Here is an 18,189-nt window from a genome sequence, read left to right on the forward strand (position 1 = left end):
GGTATCCCCTATTCGATGCCCTCGAGAAGCTCTGACACCGTCATGCCGAGTGCGGGCGCGATCTTAAATAGAACCTTGAGCGTGAAATTTGCCGTCCCATCTTCGATTCGGTCGAGGTAGGGTCGGCTGATTCCTGTTGCCACACAAAAATCAACCTTGGAGATACCAAGGTCCCTGCGTGTCTCTTCGACCCGCCTGCCAAGAATCTGTTTCGCACGTTCGTCCATGCAGCCGAGTTTGAAATGGAGCCGAACATAAACGTAAACTATAGTTTACGTTTTGCCGAATACACAGGAGTTTTCTATGTCGGGTTCTTCAATCCGCATGTACCGAGCCACGCTTCGCACAAACAGCGCGCCGCCCAAGCTCGTCGTCGTTGAAGCAGAATGCCTTTCGCCCGATGAGCGCACAGCATTTGCATTGCTATCAAGTCGCGTCTCCGCCGTTCTGGTCCCTTGCCCGGCGCAAGGTGAACTTGCCATCCAATGCCAGGCGCACAGTTGCTCGCTCAATCAGGCTGCCGTAATCGCAACCAGCCAACGCGGCCTGCCGCTCCTTTTAGAAGCCGGCATAGCACTCGCCCTTCGCGGCGCCGGATACGAAAACGAGGCCGCCGCCGATGTAGTCTTTCAACCACGATCGAGCGGCGGCCTCGCAGCAGCCATTGAATATGCGTGCAGGCTCGTTGCCTAAAAGGACAAGCTAAAAGCCCAAGCCAAAACCCGTTCCGGTAATCGCCGAGTACATAAAGTAAACGTTGATCACGTTGAGGAACACACCCGTGATGCAACCGTTGCGCAGGTAGCGCTCGCACGTCAGACGTGCCATCACAGCGGAGTCTTCGTTGTTCTTTGCTTGACGGCCGGCAGTAAAATACGTCGCCACGCCGAGCAGCAGATTGAGCACCGGCAGAGCCAACAGCTCGTAACTCTTACCCCAGCGCGTCACCTCGCCGGCGGCATTAAACTTTGTTGCCACCTCGGACCCAATGTTGGGAATCACAAACGCTGCGACCACCAGCGGAAGCACCGCAAGCACCAGCAGTGCGATGCCCATGTAGCCGGCTTTTTTACCATATTTAAACATGCACGTCGTCCTTACACGTTAAAGCGGAAGTGCACGACGTCGCCATCGGCCATGACATAGTCCTTGCCCTCGATGCGCAGCTTGCCAGCGGCCTTGGCGCCCTGCTCGCCGCCGAGCTCGATGTAGTCGTCATAGCCAATGACCTCGGCCTTAATAAAGCCGCGTTCAAAGTCGGTGTGAATGACGCCGGCGGCCTGCGGGGCGGTCGCGCCCTGACGCACCGTCCAGGCCTTGACCTCCATCTCGCCAGCCGTAAAGAACGACTGCAGGCCAAGCAGCTTGTAGGCAGCCTGCGCGAGCACGTCCAGACCGGGCTGCTCCAGGCCCAGGCTCTCCAGGTAGTCGGCGGCATCCTCGGGATCGAGCTCGGAAAGCTCAGCCTCGATCTTGGCGCAGATGGGCAGTGGCTTGACACCATCGATGGGCGCCAGGTCGTCGTTGAGCATATCCTCGTCCACGTTGGCCACATACAGGATGGGCTTCATGGTGAGCAGGAACAGGCCCTTGGCAGCGGCGCGCTCCTCGTCGGTCATCTCCATGGATGCGGCGCGCTTGCCCTCGTTGAGCCAGGCAAGCAGGCGGCGGGCGACCTCGAACTTGGGCATGAGTTCCTTGTCGCGCTTGGCCTCCTTCTCGAGCTTGGGCAGTTGCTTCTCGATCGTGCCCATGTCGGCCAAGATGAGCTCGGTCATGATAGTGTCGGCATCGCCGGCGGGATCGACGAACTCGCCCGTGCGGCCCACCTCGCGCATGACGTTGGGGTCCTTAAAGTAGCGCACGACCTCGCAGATGGCGTCGGTCTCGCGAATGTTGGCCAGGAACTGGTTGCCCAGACCCTCGCCCTCGTTGGCGCCCTTCACCAGACCTGCGATGTCGACGAACTCAACCGTAGCCGGCACAATGCGGCCCGGGTTGACGATATCGGCGAGCTTTTGCAGGCGGCTATCGGGCACATCGACGATACCCACGTTGGGGTCGATCGTGGCAAACGGGTAGTTGGCGGCAAGGCCGGTCTTTTTGGTAAGCGCGGTGAACAGCGTCGACTTGCCCACGTTGGGCAGGCCCACGATACCGATGGAAAGGGACACGACAGCTCCTTTTGGTACAGGTACTTTAAACTGCATAAGTATAGCGCCGCCGCAGCATCTGGGCGAACCCGGACGCCACGGCGGCGCAAATGAAGCAGAGATGAGTGAGAGTTCGAGACTGCAGTCCTTACTTAAGCTCGGGCCAGAAATCCTTGTTGGCCTCGATGAGCTCGTCCAGGATCTGCTTAGCAACGCTCGCCGAAGGGATGGTCTTGGAAAGCGTGAGCGCCTGCCAGAGCTTCTGGTAGCTGCCCTCGACCCAAGCCTGGACAACGAGCTTCTCGACGGAAACCTGCTGCTCCATCAGGCCCTTCTGGAACTGCGGAATCGGACCCTGGCAGATCTTCTCAAAGCCGTTGGAACCAACGATGCAAGGCACCTCGACCATGGCCGTCGGGTCGAAGTTGGGCACAGCGCCATCGTTGGGGACGATCAGCAGGAAGCGCTCGAGCGTGTTCTCGGCCAGCGCGCAGGCAAGGTCGACGATGTAGTTGGCGTGAACATCCGGCTCAAAGCCGCCGTCCTTGGCCGTACCCTTAGCGATGATGTCGCGGCAAGCGCCAAAGACCTTCTTCTCGCGGCCGTCCATAACCTCATTGGCGCGAGTGTAGTTAGGGTCAGACGTCTCGACGACATAGTCCGGGTACAGGTAATACTTGAGGTAGGTATTGGGAATCGTCTCGGGATCGACAGCATAGACATCCTTGGCCTTGCCGAAGGTGTGAATCCAGCTCTCCTCGACATGCTGCTCCTTACCGGCCTCGTGCTCGATGCCGTCCAGGTAGCCGTTCTTAGCCATGTGCTCCTTAATCTGCGGCATGAGGTCGTTGCCCTCCTTGTCGTAGATTTTGCTCCACCAACCAAAGTGGTTGAGGCCGTAGTAGCTATACTGCAGTTCGCGACGATCCTTGATGCCGCACATACGGCTCATCTTATCCATGAGGTCGATCGGCATGTCGCAGATGTTGATGATGCGGCTGTTGGGGCGCAGCACGCGACAGGCCTCGGCGACGATAGCTGCGGGGTTGGAGTAGTTGAGCATCCAGGCGTTGGGGCTGTACTTCTCCATGTAGTCGAGGATCTCGATGACGCCGCCGATGGAACGCATGCCGTAGGCGATGCCGCCGGCACCGCAGGTCTCCTGGCCAACGCAGCCGTACTTGAGAGGAATCTTCTCGTCGAGCTCGCGCATGGCGTACAGGCCAACGCGGATGTGAGCAAGGACGAAGTCGGTACCGGTGAAAGCCGTCTCGGGATCGGTGGTGTAGCTAAACTCAACCTCGGGAGCGTTTTCGTGGAAGTAAATCTCGCAGGCCTTGGCCACAATCTCCTGACGCTCGGCGTTGTTGTCGTAGAAGGTCACCTTGTTGACCGGAAAGCGGTCACGCTCCTCAAGCAGCATCAGGGCGATACCCGGAGTGAAGGTGGAGCCACCGCCGGCAATGGTCACGGCATAGTTTTTCTTGGACATGATGTCCTCCTCATTCTGGCCGCTTGCTCAATCCGTCCCCGCACGCGGCCTGCGCGGTTTGGAATTGTTACCTAGAAGTGGAGTTTTTTATCTCTAGAATGGGCCTTGCGGTGCATACCGGCTCTGCAAGGCCGATTGTTTCGATGGACGATGGTTTACAGAAGACTCTCGAACTTCAGAAGACTTTCGAACTTCTCGCGAACCTGCGGGACGGTAAGGCCGATGATGACCTGGATTGACTGACCTTGGACCACCAAGCCATGCGTACCGATCGCCTTGAAGGAAGCCTCGGGTGCAACGACGCTCTTGTCCTTGACGTTAACGCGCAGACGGGTAGCGCAGTTAGTTACATCGATGATGTTATCCGTGCCACCGAGCAGATCGAGGATCTTCTCGGCAAGCACCAAGCGCTCATCATCTTTACTCTGGGCGACCGATTTGCCAGCAGCAGCACCGCCCTGCTTTTGCTTGTAGTCGGCCTTGGACTTGAGCTCAACCTCAACATCGTCATCCTCGCGACCGGGGGTCTTAAAGTCGAACTTGACGATCAGGAAACGGAAGACCACGACCCAAAGGGCGGTAAAGCACAGACCGACAAGGATGGAGATGGCGTACTGCAGACCGTGTGCGGCCCAAAGGGGCAGCCAGTCCCACGAGAGCATCGAGATGATGCCGCCGTCGAAGATGCCCACGACGCCAAGGAGGTTTTGAGCCATGCAGCCAAGCGCTCCGAGCACGCAGTGGACGACGAACAGGCCGGGCGCGATGAACAGGAAGGTGAAGTCAAGCGGCTCGGTAATACCGCAAAGCATAGCGGTAAGGGTGACGGGAATGAGCAGAGCCTTGACGCGCTGCTTGCGCTCGGGTTTGGCGGTCATATAAAACGCAATGGCGACGCCAAGCGAGCCGAAGACTTTAGTCCAACCAGGGCAGGTATAGGCAGCCCAGGGTGCGGCATCCTTAAGAGCAATGCTCGGATCGGCAGCCAGTTGGGGCAGGATGTTGGCCCAAGCAGCAAAGATGCCGCCGTTGACCGCCGCGTTGTCGTAATAGAACGGCGTATAGATAAAGTGGTGCAGGCCTGTAGGAATCAGCACGCGCTCGAAGAAAGCAAAGACGCCCACGCCAAACGTACCGGCGGAAAGGATGAATCCCTGGAAGGCGGCGATAGCAGCCTGAACATGCGGCCATACCAGGCAGGCGATAATAGCGACCGGAACCATAACGAAGAAACCGATCATATAGATGAACACGGAGCCCGAGAACACGCCCAACCACTCAGGAAGTTCGGTGTCGAAGTACTTGTTGTGAAGCATCGTGGCAATACCCGAAATGATAAGCGCGCCCATGATGCCCATATCAAGCGTTTTGATGCTTGCGATAGTGGCAAGACCAGTACCGCTGCCCGCCTCGACAGAGTAGTCGACCCCAAAGACAGGGCCCCACTGCCCCAAGATTGTGCTTACAAAGTAGTTGAAGGTAAGGTAGATGGCCAAAGCCTCCATGCAGCAGCGAGCGTTCTGCTTGTTCGCGAGCGAGATTGGCAACGCTACGCAAAACAGCAACGGCATCTGGTTAAAGAGCGTCCAACCACCCTGGAGCAGCACATTCCAGCAATCAAACCAAAGATGACCCGCAGTGGCCATCTCGCCAAAGATCGCCTCGGTGGTAAACAACGTACCCAGGCCGACGACGATTCCGGAAAATGCGAAAAGAATTGCAGGCGTGTACATTGCACCGCCGAAACGTTGTATCTTTTGCATCATGACGGGGAATCCCCCTCTCTTCATTCGGAGCGCTGCGGTTTTGGCTTCACTCGAGACCGCAGACGCGCCGTTTGCGTGTACCTCGTGCAATAGGACGGGTGGGCCCGCTTCCCTGACTTCTTGCGCTTCTATTTTTATCATATCACTTATCTAGACAAGTTAGTATAAATACTACGGTCGGTAAACGGTTGATTATTGGCCGTAAACGGTATATGTCCAGTATTTCGCCTGCTAAATCTAATATAGCTGATAGCTGCAATTCATATTTCTTTTTTACTTGTCTAGATATGCTTGTCTATATCTGCAGACATACCTATACTTCATTACAACATTCACCACCACGTTAAGGAGTCACCATGAAAAGCGCGGTCTTCTATGGAAAGCACGATCTCAGGGTCGAGGATTCGACAAAGCCGGCCGTGGGCAAGCGCGACGTTCTGATCAACGTCAAGGCTTGCGGCGTCTGCGGTACCGACGTTCATATCTATGAAGGCGACAAGGGTGCAGCCGACGTTACCCCGCCCACGATCCTTGGTCATGAGTTTGCGGGCGTTGTCGAGGCCGTGGGCAGCGACGTCGCTGGCTTTAAACCGGGCGATCGCGTGTGCATCGACCCAAACCATCCCTGCGGCTGCTGCGAACCCTGCCGCGACGGAATCAACCACTACTGCGAGCATATGACCGGTTACGGCACCACCGTTAACGGCGGCTTTGCCGAGTACTGCTCCGTCGATATGCAGCAAGTCTACAAGTTGGGCGATCACACCAGCTTTGAGCAGGGTGCTATGACCGAGCCCGTCGCCTGCTGCCTGCACGGCATCGATATGTGCAACATCAAGCCCGGCAGCACGGTTGTCGTCATCGGCGGTGGCATGATCGGTCTGCTCATGATGCAGCTTGCCAAAAACGCCGGCGCCACCAAGGTCGTCTTGCTCGAGCCCGTCAAGGGCAAGCGCGAGGTTGCGCTCAAACTCGGCGCCGATCTGGCAATTGATTCCATCCACGAGGACGTCCCGGCCCGCCTGAAGCAGGAGGGCGTCGGCAACGTCGATGTCGTTATTGAGTGTGTTGGCAAGCCCGTCACCATCGAGCAGGCCATCCAGATCGCCGGCCACAAGGCTACGGTCATGATGTTCGGCCTCACCAAGCCCGATGAGACAATCACCGTCAAGCCCTTCGAGGTCTTCCAGAAGGAGCTTGTGCTTACCTCGTCCTACATCAACCCTTATACGCAGCGTCGCGCGCTCGAGCTCATCGACTCTGGCAGGCTCGACGTATCCTCGATGGTCGCCAAGGTGGCTTCCCTCGACGAACTCGGCGCCATCCTGTCAGACCCGGCCCTGCGTGCCATGGGTAAATATATAATCGACCCCAGCAAGTAAATCGATTGACACCTGCGCGGGCGGCCCTCACCCGTCGTTCGCGCACCCAGCTCTAGGAGACCGTCATGGCGCGAGCCATCTTCCAAACTATTTATGACAACGTGAAGCAGTCGATTGACGACGGCACATACGCCTATCAGAGTTATCTGCCTTCGGAGACTGAGCTCACGCAGCTGTTTGACTGTTCGCGCATGACGGTTCGTCGCGCCATCTCGATGCTTGCGGCAGATGGTTACGTGCTCCCCCAGCAAGGCAAAGGCATGCGCGTCATTCGCAACATCAGTGACGAGAAGAGTCGTGGTGGCGGCGGACTCGAGACCTTTAAGGAAATCGCGGTCAACCGAGGCTTTGAGCTCAAGACTGTCACCACCGTCTTTGAGCTCCTCATCTGCAGCAAGGCGCTCTCCAAGATTACTGGGTTTCCCGAAGGCTGTGAGCTCACACGCGCCAAACGCATCCGTTATGCAGACGGACAAGCCGTGTGCTCCGACGACTCCTATTACCTAAGCTCACAAGTACCGGGGCTGACACCCGAGATTGTCAACGACTCGATCTATCGTTACCTCGAAGAAGATCTTGGCATTAGGATTGCCACGGGCAAACGCGATGTAACGATCGAGCATCCCACGCCCGAGGATACGCGCGTGCTCGATCTCGACGACTTTAACGCACTCGCCGTTATACGCGGGCAGACCTACAACGCCGACGGCATCCTTATGGAATACACCGAGACCAAACAGGTCCCCGGGTTCTTTTTGCTCCATGAAACCGTGACGCGCAACGGTACCGGTCGAACCGGCCACCAAAGCAGCATGAACTAACCATTTATTAGTTGCGGTGGGATAGTTCCTAGAATGGCCAGCTTAAGGGCAAAACAGGAACTATTCCACCGCAACTTTTTTTGGCCGGCGGGGCAGCGTCTGTCCCACCGGCCATCATTTACGCTCTTTTAGCTAGTCCGCGAGCTTCTCCACCTGATCGAGCATCTTGCCGAGTTTGGCCTTCGCCTCGGCCTTGACCTTCTCAGCTTCTTCGTGAGCTTTCGCCTTCTGGGCGGCCTTCTCCTCGGCCTCGGGGTCGACGACGATCAAATTGGACGCATCGTGCTCAACAAGCTTGAGCGCATGCTCGGGGCACACCTTGACACAGGCACCGCAACCCAAACAATACGTGGATTCCAGTGCAAAGCGGCCGCTTCCCACCAAATCGCAGGCGAACGTGGGGCACGCGTTAACGCACTCGCCGCACGACGTGCACTTGTCAAAATCGCACTCCGGCGTGCTTACTTGCATGTTCTTGGCAAGCTCGGGGTGGTTTTGCAGCGTCGAGAGTACCAGCTGGCGCCCGTGCGTAAGCGTGCGGCGACGTTTGGCCGTCGTGGTGCCGCACATGGTGTTGAGCGTGCGCTCCAGCTGGGTAATCTGATGGCGGTGGGCCTTGAGCTTTTGCGTCACCGAGGCCAGCGCCGCCGTCGCCGGGTTGAGCTTGGTCACCGTCAGGCCCGTGGTGCGGGCGATCTTTTCCATGTATTCCTTGCGCTCGTACTCGCGGCGCTTATGGCACTTGAGGCTCTTGGGGTCGACCTCCAGGCCCATACCCGTGCCGGCCCACTCCTCGGCAGTGGCGATTGCCTCGCCCAGAATGTCCTCACCGCCGGTGTTGCGGCACTTATCGCACACGCCCAGTGGCAGGTAGACGCTCACGTTGGGATAGTCGGCCAGCACCGAGAACCAGGTCTCGGCCGTAATATCGCCCACGCAGGCAACGACGACCTCGTTCTCGCGCGGCATGCGCTTAAGGGCGCGCGTGCAGGTGACGTAGGCGGTCTCGTGGCTCGTAGCTGCCGAGACAATGTCGTCATACAGGTTTTTGGGCGCCAATCGCGGCGAGATGATCGCCTCGGTCGGACAGGCAGCGGCGCACAGGCCGCACTTGCGACAGGAGTCGAGGATCTCGATGGCGTCTTCCTCGACCTCGATAGCGTTGACCGGGCACACGTCCATGCACGCGGTGCAGCCGCTCTTTTCGTTTTTGCAGGTCAGACACGGAATCGTGTTGCCGCGCGGACGCTCCTTATAGTCGGCAGGATTCCACTGCGGCGCTGACGGATCGAGCGCGTCGGTCACGCCGCCAAGCGGGTTTTTAAGAAAGTCGAAACCCTTGCTGATCTCGATAATGTCATCAAACAGATCGTGTTCCTGCGCCATGCGCGGCCCCTCCCTGAGCAGTGCAAACAAGCAAGAGATAATGATACGCTATCGGCCCACGCCTCGGGCAAATTACACGCGGAGCACCTTTGAGGCAAATAGCCCATGGCCTATCGCCGCCTCGATTGCACAAGGTCGATCAAGCGCCAAACTATGCCTCGCGCATGAGCTGCACGAGCTTTTGTTTGGTCACCTTGGCCTGCTCGTTGGCCATATTGCGTTCGTTTCTAAAGGCCGCATCCGCAACGCTCATCAGGTCGGCATCGGAAATCTCGCCAAGGCCCAGCTCCTCGAGCGTCGTCGGCAGACCAACGCGCTGGCAAAACTCGAGCACCTGATCAAGCTCGGGCGCACGCTCCAGGCGCAGCTGCACCACCAGACCAAATGCCACGGCCTCACCATGCATGGCCTTGCACTCGAGCAGAATCGTCAGACCGTTGGCGATGGCATGTGCCAACGCCAGGCCGCCACTCTCAAAGCCAACACCCGAAAGCAGAATATTGCACTCGATCAGACGCTCAACCGCAGGCGATATACGGCCCTTTTTGAGATCGCGCTTGGCAGCGACGCCGCACTCCATGAGCGTGTCATAGCAGGCACGAGCCGTAACCAAGGCCAAGTGCCCCGGCGCGCCACCGTGCTCGTTAGCGCCGTGCGCCGCGGCACACGAACGCGCCTCGAAGTACGTTGCCAGTGCGTCGCCCATACCAGCGACCGTCATCCGCAGTGGTGCTGCCGCAACCACGTTGGTATCAACCACGACCAGATCGGGATTTTTGTCGAGTATCAAGTAGCGGTCGAACGACCCATCCTCGTGATACAGCACCGAAATCGCACTGCACGGGCCGTCCATCGAAGCCGCCGTGGGGCATACACACAACGGCAGCTCGGCATAAAACGCAACGGCCTTGGCGATATCGAGCATCTTGCCGCCGCCAATGCCCACCACCATGTCGCAGTACTCGGCCTGGGCTTCCTGAGCCATTCCGACAACGGCCTCTTCCGTACACGGACCGTTATAAATCTTAAAGAACGGCTCGCTTAGATCTTCGTCCAGAAATCCATCGACGATCTGCCTGCACAGCCGATCCTCGGTGCCCTGGTCAAACAAGACATAGGCAGCGCAGCCCAACCATGACAAATACCTGCCCTGACGCGAAAGTTCGCCCGGCCCCTGAACATACCGGCCGGGACCGCCATAAACCATAGGAAGCGCCATACGAGAATCCGCCCTTCATCAAACAACGATTGGTGCAAAGTAACCTGACCCCTTTGCACCATAGCAAAAAGGGGCAAAACCATCTGTTGGTTTTGCCCCTTCCTTAGCTTGATTTACTCATCCATGAGATAGTAGTGGCCCAGCGCGTCGGCACCCAGGATGGCGTTTGCGACCATCTCGGGCGTCACCTCAAACGGCATGTTGCACATGGTGTCATCGGGTGCGCAGGCGGCCTCGGCAACAATCATGGCCTGCTCGCGCGTAACCTCGGCAACGCCAAGTTCCTTCATCGTGACCGGCAGGCCCAGCTCAATGCAGAAGCCCAAGACTTCCTCGAGCTTCTCGGTCGGGGCATCCTCGAGTACCAGCTGGACGATGGTGCCGAAGGCGACCTTCTCGCCGTGATACATGCTGTGGCACTCGGGCAGCATCGTCAGACCATTGTGGATGGCATGAGCAGCAGCAAGGCCCGAGCTCTCAAAGCCAATGCCCGAAAGCAGCGTATTGGCCTCGATGATGTGCTCGACGGCAGGCGTGAGCGCACCCTTCTCCAGCGCGACCTTGGCCTTGACGCCATCGGCCATGAGCGTCTCGTAGCAGAGCTTGGCGAGCGCCAGGCCGGCCATTCCGCCCTTGCCGCCGGCGCAGGTGCCGCCGTCGGCATCATGCGTCGCCTGTGCCTCGAAATAGGTTGCGAGCGCATCGCCCATACCGGAAACCGTCAGGCGCACCGGGCTCGCCGCGATAACCGTCGTATCCATAAGGACAATGTTGGGGTTTGCCTTAAGGAAGAGGTATTTATCAAACTGGCCGTCGTCGGTGTAGAGCACCGAAAGAGCGGAACACGGAGCATCGGTCGAAGCAATGGTGGGGCAAATGATAACCGGAGACTCCAGGTAGTAGGCAACGGCCTTCGCGGTGTCGAGGATCTTGCCGCCACCGACGCCGACGATGATGTCGCAACCGTTGTCGCGAGCGAGCGCAACCAGGCGATCGACCTCGCCCTTGGAGCACTCGCCGTTAAAGTCCTCAAACAGCAGCTCGGCCTTAGCCTCGGCAAAACCGCCCTCGATCTTAGCACCGACGCGCTTCTTGCCCGAAGGCGTCACGATGACGAGGGCCTTAGCGCCGAGCGGCTCGACATAGGAGCCGAGCTTGGCGAGCTCGTCCGGACCCTGGATGTACTTGCTGGGGCTATTGAAAATTGCAGCCATGTTTATCCCATCCTCTCATAATTAAAAAGAAAGGGGCTCCGTACGGATACGTGCGGAGCCCCTCCCTACGATAACAAGAGTCGATTAGAAATCGATGTCGGTGTCGTAGTAGCAGGCCTTGAGGATCTTCTCGAAGTCGGCAGCCTTGGTCTCACGCGGGTTCTCGGGCGTGCAGGCGTCCTGCTCGGCGTTCGCGGCGATCTCGGGCAGCTTGGCGAGGAACTCCTCCTCGGAAACCATCTGCGGGTTCTCGGCGTCGACCTTCACGCCACCATTTGCGTAATCCTTGATGGACTGCGGGATGTTGAGCTGGTCGTTGAGGTCGCGGATCTTCTGGACGAGCGCAGCGATGAGCTCCTCGTTGGTCTCGCCGGGAAGGTGCAGGATCTCCTTGGCCACGTAAGCGTAACGCTCGGCAGCACGGGGATCCTTAGAGTTCCACTGGATAACCTTGCCCAGGTACATGGCGTTAGCGGCACCGTGGATGATGTGGCCGTTCTCGAAGGCAGCACCGGTCTTGTGAGCCATGGAGTGAACGATGCCGAGCAGGCCCGAGGAGAAGGCGATACCGGCGATGCACTGAGCCTCATGCATGTGCTGACGGGCCTCATGGTCGCCAGCATAGGACTTGGGCAGCCACTCGACGATCTCGCGGATGCCGTGCAGAGCGTTGGCGTCGGTGAACATAGAGGCGCAGGTGGAAACGTAGGCCTCCATGCAGTGGGTCAGAGCATCCATGCCGGTGTGAGCGCACAGCTTGGCGGGCATGGTGTAGGTGAGCTCGGGGTCGACGATGGCGACATCAGGGGTGATGTTGAAGTCGGCCAGCGGGTACTTGATGCCCTTGGCGTAGTCGGTAATGACGGAGAACGCGGTGACCTCGGTAGCGGTGCCGGAGGTAGAGGAGATGGCGCAGAAATGAGCCTTCTGACGCAGCTCGGGGAAGCTGAACGGCTGGATGATGTTATCGAAGGACTCCTCGGGATACTCGTAGAAGACCCACATGGCCTTAGCGGCATCGATGGGCGAGCCGCCACCGATGGCGATAATCCAGTCGGGCTCGAACTCGCGCATGGCCTCGGCGCCCTTCATGACCGTCTCGATGGACGGGTCGGACTCGACGCCCTCGAACAGCTTGACCTCGAAACCGCCTTCCTTAAGGTCGTTCTCGACGTCCTGCAGGAACCCGCCGCGGCGCATAGAGCTGCCGCCAGAAACGATGATGGCCTTCTTGCCCTTGAGGTTCTTCACCTCGTGGCGAGCGCCCTCACCAAAGTACAGATCGCGAGGATTGGTAAAACGTCCCATACTGTGCCTCCTAAACAAGCCCCTCTTAGACTTGCGTATATAACGGAGCACCCAATTGGCTCCGTTAGGACCGGTTTGCGCGTTGCCGGCGATGACAATGCGCGATGTCTAAACGTCTCAACGCTCAGACAAACACTATTTTACCGTTCTGGTTGGTCAGTTATTCACCTAAAGCCGCCAATGATGAAACGTTTTTTCTATCCCTGAAGATCCTTGTGCGGCATTCATACTCCCAAGCTGGGCAAACGTTTTATCAAGGTTGACTACATATCCTGGGCAGGACGGTGCCCCTCCAAAATATGCACCGTTCGCCGCCAAAAATCGACCGTTTGCGGCACCGTGATACCACTCGGTCGTCCAGGGTGCCGACATTTGTGCGACATCCGTCTTCGTGGTGCAAAGGTGCAAGTCCAAGTGCGGCACCCCCGGTGTGCCACATGCGGGTAAACTAGAACCTTATATAGAAACATTTGAACCCTAACCGCAGCAAAGGAGGCCCCATGGCATTCGATCCCATTCAAGAGGATTGCCATCGCCTCGTTCTTGAGGCCTTGCGCCGCGACAATATCCCGCTCACCGACGCTGCCGCCGTAGAGCGTCTGATGGAACAATTCACCCGCAACCCCGCACCGCTCATCGTGCACGACCGCGACCGCGCCGGGCACCTCATTGCCAAGGTGGTCGAGGCCGTCGACTACCGCATTCCCTTTATCCCTGACGATACCCAGGCAGAGCAGGAAGAGGCAGCTGCCGAGAACATGCTCCGCGAGGCAGCCGCACTCGATCCGGCCAACTGGGATGCCCAGCGCATGCTGACGGCGCTCACCGCCGAATCCAACGAGGAATACGTGCAGTATCTGGTGTCCAAGTGCGACGAGGTGGAGCACGATCTGGCGCTCAAGATCGCCTCGGCGCAGGACCCCTACGAGCGCGAGGCCGCAGGCGACCTTACGCGCCGCCCCTATCTGCGCTGGCTTGCCGCCTTGGCATCGCGCGCCCTCATTAGCGGCCGCTATCGCATGTCGCTCGAAGCCGCAAATCGCAGCTTGGACTTTGCGCCCAACGACCCCGCCGGTGTCCGCCACACCGCGATGCTCGCCATGGCAAAGCTCGAATACCCCGCCGAGGAGCTCAAGCGCTTTCGCTCCGCCCACTCCGTGCCCTATCTTGCCAACACGCCGCTGCGCCGCCGCCCCAAAGATGCGGAGCGTGACTTGGACCCATGGACGCTCATCGCGCTGATGAGCGCTGCTTGGCGCGAGCTGGACTACGAGGGCGCCGAGCACTACTTGCGCATCCTTGCGCGCTCGTGTCCGCACGCAGCCGAGGCGCTCTACTTCCAAACCGAGTTTCCCGATGGCGTCTATGCCCGCGTCAACGTGGGTGCAGGCTCCACCGACGAGCTTGTCCTTGCGCTGTCCGAGGCGACGCCGGTACTGCAGGAGGGCCTGGGCGCCCCCGACAACGCCAGCTTTGCCGCCTGGATCGCCACCAACGACATCGTGCGTTCCCAGATCGACGAGCGCATCCTGCGCGCGGCCGAGCAGGGGCTTCCATTTAAGGGAGGGGACCTCTAATGGATCCGAGCGTCTACATCCCCGCCTACCTGGAGCGCACCTATCTGGCGTCGCACCCCGAGCTCACCGATGCAGCACGCGAGCTTGTCCATAACGACATTAGCGCGAATCCTCAAAAGTATGCGCAGGCCGAGCATGCCCAGGCACTGCTGTCCTATGCCGGCGTTCATCGCCACCTGCTCGACGAGCTCCATCGCATCGAGGACATGGGCAGCGACGAGGAGTTTGAGCAGACGCGCAACCGCCTGTTCGACGACATGCGCGACGAGCTGCTCAAGATCGTCCGCGTCGATGCGCTGGCCGTCGACGCGCAGCTGCTCGCCATCATCCTGGCCGACACGCCCGTTGACGCCTGCCTGGGCGACCTGATGAAGCTCGAGGCGACCACGGCCGATTACCTGCAGCAAAGCGTGCCCGGGTTCGACATGGAAGCCCCGCACTACTGGGCCAATAATGTTTTGGCCGACGGTGTCACCGCAGCAGACCTTACCGTGAGCGAGCCGGCTCTTATCGGGTGGCTTCACACACTCGAGGCCATCTCGCAGCTGTGCATGGCGAGCGCCCGCTACCGCGCTGCTGCCAACTACGCCCGCCGCGTCCTTAAGGCAGAAGGCTATCCCACCCGAGCTGCCGGCACCGTGTTGCTCGCCCTCGCTCGCCTGGAAGACCAGGACGGCTTTTTCGCCCTAGCGCACCAGCTCGAGGAACAGGCGGGAGCCGATGCACTCGAGAACTCTCCTTGGTACCTGCTCGCCCGCACAATCCTATTGTTCAAAACGAACAAGATGCGTCCGGCGGTGCGTGCGCTGCGTGAGTTCGCTAACCGCTGCGAGGGCGGCGCGTTCTTCTTGCTGAATCCCATGTACCAGACACCGTACCTTCCCTGCCGGCCCGAGCCACGCGATCCCTGGGATCTTTCGCACCAGGCCGTTTGGGAAGCGGACGGCATTATCTCGGACACTCCAGACTTTGCCCCCTGGGCCAATGCCTGCGAAGACGTGTCGCAGCTTGCCCAGGAATTTGCGCGCCGCTACGGTTTTTAGTGACGCACTCGACCCGACCATATCGTTTACGTTAGGAACGGTTTCATGAATCTCCGCTCATCTCTTGCCTGCACCTCGAGCGATATCGCCCGCTGGGGGCTGCGCTCCGTCCTTAAGCGCCAGGGCGGCGTACTTCCCGGCCGCATCGCCATGAAGATCGACCCCGAGCTGCTAAGCGACCTCGCGAGCCTGGTCGACCGCAGCGTGGTGATCACCGGTACTAATGGCAAGACCACCACCTCCAACCTCATCGCCGACGCCGTTGCCGCCAGCGGCGCCACCGTGGTGTGCAACCGCGCTGGCAACAACATGGAGCCGGGCGTGGTGGGCGCGTTGCTCGAGGCGCGCGGCAACCTTAAGCGAACGGCCAGCAGCAAGCGCGTAGGCGTCTTTGAGTGCGACGAGCTCTACACGGTGCGCGTCCTGCCCAAGCTCAAGCCGACCTACTTTGTGCTGCTCAACCTGTTCCGCGACCAGCTGGACCGCTACGGCGAGATCGACCATACCCAGGACGTCATCGCCCATGCGTTGGAGCTCTCTCCGACGACAACGCTCATCTACAACGCCGACGATCCGCTGTGCGCCTCGATCGCCGCGCGCGTCCCCAACACGAGCATCGCCTTTGGCATCGACGGCGCCACGGGCACCGAGTCCGACCGCATTAGCGACTCGCGTTTTTGCTCGCAGTGCAACGCCCCGCTGGAATACGACTATGTGCAGTACGGACAGCTGGGCGCCTATCATTGCCCTTCGTGCGGCTGGGGTCGCCCCGCGCTGCTCCGCCGCGTGACGGGCGTTGAGCTCGGCTGCGACGGCTACGGCTTTGACCTGGCCTTTGGACCTGAGGCCAACGCGCCCGCCGTGCACATCGCCACGCGCTACAACGGCCTGTACATGGTCTATAACGTCGCCGCCGCCTTCTTTGCGGCGCACGAGCTGGGCGTGGACGCGGCGCACCTGCAGCCCACGCTTAATGCCTACGTGCCCGCCGGCGGACGCATGGGCCGCTGGGATATTGCCGGCCGCACCGTCGAGGCCAACCTGGCCAAGAATCCCGTGGGCTTCGATCGCCAGATCCAGTCCATTAAAACGGCAGGTGGCAGGCTCTGCGCCTTCTTCCTAAACGATAACGATGCCGACGGCCACGATGTCTCGTGGATCTACGATGTCGACTTCGAGCGCATCGCCGACACGCCGGGTCTTGTCGCCTTTGCCGGAGGCACGCGTGCGCACGACATGCAGGTACGCCTCAAGTACGCCGGCATCGATGCCGCGATTATCTCGGACATCGCGCAGACGATCGGTGCCGTGGCAGACGAGGCCGCCGATGACACCTTCTACGCCGTCGCCAACTACACGGCCTTCCCGCCGCTGGTCAAAGAACTCGACGGGCTGAAGGGTGCCGATGCAGCCACGGTTGCCGCCCGCGCCGCAGTCCGCGCCGACGGCAGCGCTCTTCCTGTCGGTATCGCGCCAGTCGAGCTCTCGCGCCCGCTGCGCATCGTCTACCTGTATCCCGATGCCCTCAACCTCTATGGCGACGGCGGCAACGTCATCGCCCTCGAGCGCCGCTGCGCCTGGCGCGGCATCCCCGTTCGCGTGGATGAGGTCCGCATGGGCGAGGTGCTCGATCTGCATGATGCCGATATCGTCATGATGGGCGGCGGATCCGATCGCGACCAGCTAGCCGTGGCACACGAGCTGCTCGCCCAAAAAGACAAGGTCGCAGCCTATGTTGAGGACGGCGGTTCGCTGCTCGCCATCTGCGGCAGCTATCAGCTGCTCGGCCGTTCGTACTATATGGGCGAAAATCGCATCGAGGGCCTGGGCGTCATTGCCGCCGAGACCGTACGCGGCTCCGACCGCCTGATCGGCAACGTCGCCGTCAAGACCGACCTGGCACCCGAGCCCTTTGTGGGATTCGAGAACCACGGTGGCCGCACGCTTTTGGACGCCGATGCCACGCCGCTCGGAACGTCCGTCGTCACGGGCACCGGCAACAACGGCGGCGATGGCTTTGAGGGTCTCATCTACAAGGGTGTCATCGGCACGTACCTGCATGGCCCGACGCTGCCCAAGAACCCCGAACTCGCCGACTGGCTCATCGCGCACGCCCTCGAGCGCCGTGGCGACACACAGGCCGCCGCCCTGCTGCCGCTCAAACCCCTCGACGACACCTACGAGCACGCCGCCCACGACGCCGCCATGAAGCTCCTCCCCTAACGCCCCAACCACCACAAAGGGGACAGGTACCTTTGTGGTGGTTTTCCAGTTTGCCAACGATATACGCGCCGGCAAAAAAGTCTGCTATACTCTTTCCCGCTGTCCCCATCGTCTAGCGGCCAAGGACGCCACCCTTTCAAGGTGGATATCGCGGGTTCGAATCCCGCTGGGGGCACCATTTGAAATGCAAAGCCCGTTACCCTTGTGGTGACGGGCTTTTTTCTTCTCCAACGCCGGGATTCGAACCCGACAGGGTGCGGAGCTGAGGAAACGCGTAAGCGTTTTCCAGCGCAGCACGCAAGGAGCGGAGCGACGCAGCGAAAGCGGGCGGCGCCAGCCGCACGCGGACATCCCGCTGGGGGCACCACAGAATCTGAGAAGCCCGTTACCAATTCGGTAGCGGGCTTTTTGCTACCCATACGCCGGGATTCGAACCCCGAAGGCATAAAATCACACTGTCATCCAAGGGCCCGTGGACAAAAAATAGCAAATATGAGTACTGTTACCAATTTAGTAACAGCGATTTCATGCCATCAGAAGGCGATTTGGACACAAGGCGGTGGCGCGCGCAGACGTGGTGTAAGAGCGTCCCGAGGTCCGTCGCT

15 protein-coding genes and 1 tRNA gene are annotated in these 18,189 nt (G+C 59.7%); 7 read left to right on the forward strand and 9 right to left on the reverse strand.

The features are described from left to right. Nucleotides 1-8 precede the first annotated feature (8 nt). Nucleotides 9-227, reverse strand: coding sequence for a helix-turn-helix domain-containing protein (locus DW171_RS04340; RefSeq protein WP_035136926.1), 219 nt, complete (start codon nt 225-227; stop codon nt 9-11). A gap of 76 nt (nt 228-303) precedes the next feature. Between DW171_RS04340 and DW171_RS04345 the strand changes: the two genes are divergently transcribed. Continuing rightward, nucleotides 304-693 carry a hypothetical protein gene (locus DW171_RS04345; RefSeq protein WP_118270531.1) on the forward strand — a complete coding sequence of 130 codons (390 nt, stop codon included), beginning with the start codon at nt 304-306 and terminating at the stop codon, nt 691-693. Nucleotides 694-702: 9 nt separating this feature from the next. Here DW171_RS04345 and DW171_RS04350 read toward each other — a convergent pair whose 3' ends face one another. The 4 genes from DW171_RS04350 to DW171_RS04365 form a co-directional block, all read right to left on the reverse strand. After that, entirely contained in the window at nt 703-1,086 is a 384-nt protein-coding gene (locus DW171_RS04350) for a DUF1648 domain-containing protein (protein ID WP_118270532.1), read from the reverse strand. A gap of 11 nt (nt 1,087-1,097) precedes the next feature. Next, nucleotides 1,098-2,174: a redox-regulated ATPase YchF gene (gene ychF / locus DW171_RS04355; RefSeq protein ID WP_118270533.1), complete on the reverse strand. Its 1,077-nt coding sequence runs from the start codon at nt 2,172-2,174 to the stop codon at nt 1,098-1,100. A 127-nt stretch (nt 2,175-2,301) separates the two neighbouring features. Then, the gene (locus DW171_RS04360; protein ID WP_117716789.1) at nt 2,302-3,645 is read right to left on the reverse strand and encodes a 6-phospho-alpha-glucosidase; all 1,344 of its coding nucleotides are present in this window, start codon (nt 3,643-3,645) and stop codon (nt 2,302-2,304) included. A 155-nt stretch (nt 3,646-3,800) separates the two neighbouring features. Further along, nucleotides 3,801-5,435, reverse strand: coding sequence for an alpha-glucoside-specific PTS transporter subunit IIBC (locus tag DW171_RS04365; protein ID WP_369832464.1), 1,635 nt, complete (start codon nt 5,433-5,435; stop codon nt 3,801-3,803). 332 nt (nt 5,436-5,767) lie between these two features. Between DW171_RS04365 and DW171_RS04370 the strand changes: the two genes are divergently transcribed. Both DW171_RS04370 and DW171_RS04375 read left to right on the forward strand, forming a co-directional pair. Further along, nucleotides 5,768-6,793, forward strand: coding sequence for a zinc-dependent alcohol dehydrogenase family protein (locus tag DW171_RS04370; protein ID WP_118270534.1), 1,026 nt, complete (start codon nt 5,768-5,770; stop codon nt 6,791-6,793). Nucleotides 6,794-6,858: 65 nt separating this feature from the next. Then, nucleotides 6,859-7,614 carry a GntR family transcriptional regulator gene (locus tag DW171_RS04375; RefSeq protein WP_117716786.1) on the forward strand — a complete coding sequence of 252 codons (756 nt, stop codon included), beginning with the start codon at nt 6,859-6,861 and terminating at the stop codon, nt 7,612-7,614. Nucleotides 7,615-7,746: 132 nt separating this feature from the next. Here the strand turns inward: DW171_RS04375 and DW171_RS04380 are convergent, their stop codons facing one another. The 4 genes from DW171_RS04380 to DW171_RS04395 form a co-directional block, all read right to left on the reverse strand. After that, on the reverse strand, nt 7,747-9,000 hold the full coding sequence (locus DW171_RS04380; protein ID WP_118270535.1) for a 4Fe-4S binding protein: 1,254 nt from the start codon (nt 8,998-9,000) through the stop codon (nt 7,747-7,749). A gap of 151 nt (nt 9,001-9,151) precedes the next feature. Then, nucleotides 9,152-10,219, reverse strand: coding sequence for a glycerol dehydrogenase (locus DW171_RS04385; RefSeq protein ID WP_118270536.1), 1,068 nt, complete (start codon nt 10,217-10,219; stop codon nt 9,152-9,154). Between the two features lie 113 nt (nt 10,220-10,332). Next, on the reverse strand, nt 10,333-11,433 hold the full coding sequence (locus DW171_RS04390) for a glycerol dehydrogenase (RefSeq protein ID WP_118205285.1): 1,101 nt from the start codon (nt 11,431-11,433) through the stop codon (nt 10,333-10,335). Nucleotides 11,434-11,517: 84 nt separating this feature from the next. Further along, the gene (locus tag DW171_RS04395) at nt 11,518-12,741 is read right to left on the reverse strand and encodes an iron-containing alcohol dehydrogenase (protein WP_006234677.1); all 1,224 of its coding nucleotides are present in this window, start codon (nt 12,739-12,741) and stop codon (nt 11,518-11,520) included. A 500-nt stretch (nt 12,742-13,241) separates the two neighbouring features. Between DW171_RS04395 and DW171_RS04400 the strand changes: the two genes are divergently transcribed. From DW171_RS04400 to DW171_RS04420, 4 genes are all read left to right on the forward strand, one after another. Next, nucleotides 13,242-14,318, forward strand: coding sequence for a hypothetical protein (locus DW171_RS04400; RefSeq protein ID WP_118270537.1), 1,077 nt, complete (start codon nt 13,242-13,244; stop codon nt 14,316-14,318). Next, on the forward strand, nt 14,318-15,361 hold the full coding sequence (locus DW171_RS04405) for a hypothetical protein (RefSeq protein ID WP_117648513.1): 1,044 nt from the start codon (nt 14,318-14,320) through the stop codon (nt 15,359-15,361). Before DW171_RS04400 ends, DW171_RS04405 begins: the two co-directional genes overlap by 1 nt. Before the next feature lie 45 nt (nt 15,362-15,406). After that, nucleotides 15,407-17,584: a MurT ligase domain-containing protein gene (locus tag DW171_RS10310; RefSeq protein WP_233539099.1), complete on the forward strand. Its 2,178-nt coding sequence runs from the start codon at nt 15,407-15,409 to the stop codon at nt 17,582-17,584. A gap of 101 nt (nt 17,585-17,685) precedes the next feature. Further along, a tRNA-Glu gene (locus tag DW171_RS04420) sits at nt 17,686-17,762 on the forward strand. Nucleotides 17,763-18,189: the final 427 nt, after the last annotated feature.

Origin of the sequence: Collinsella sp. AM15-2 (genome assembly GCF_003471985.1) — a bacterium.
Classification (GTDB): domain Bacteria; phylum Actinomycetota; class Coriobacteriia; order Coriobacteriales; family Coriobacteriaceae; genus Collinsella.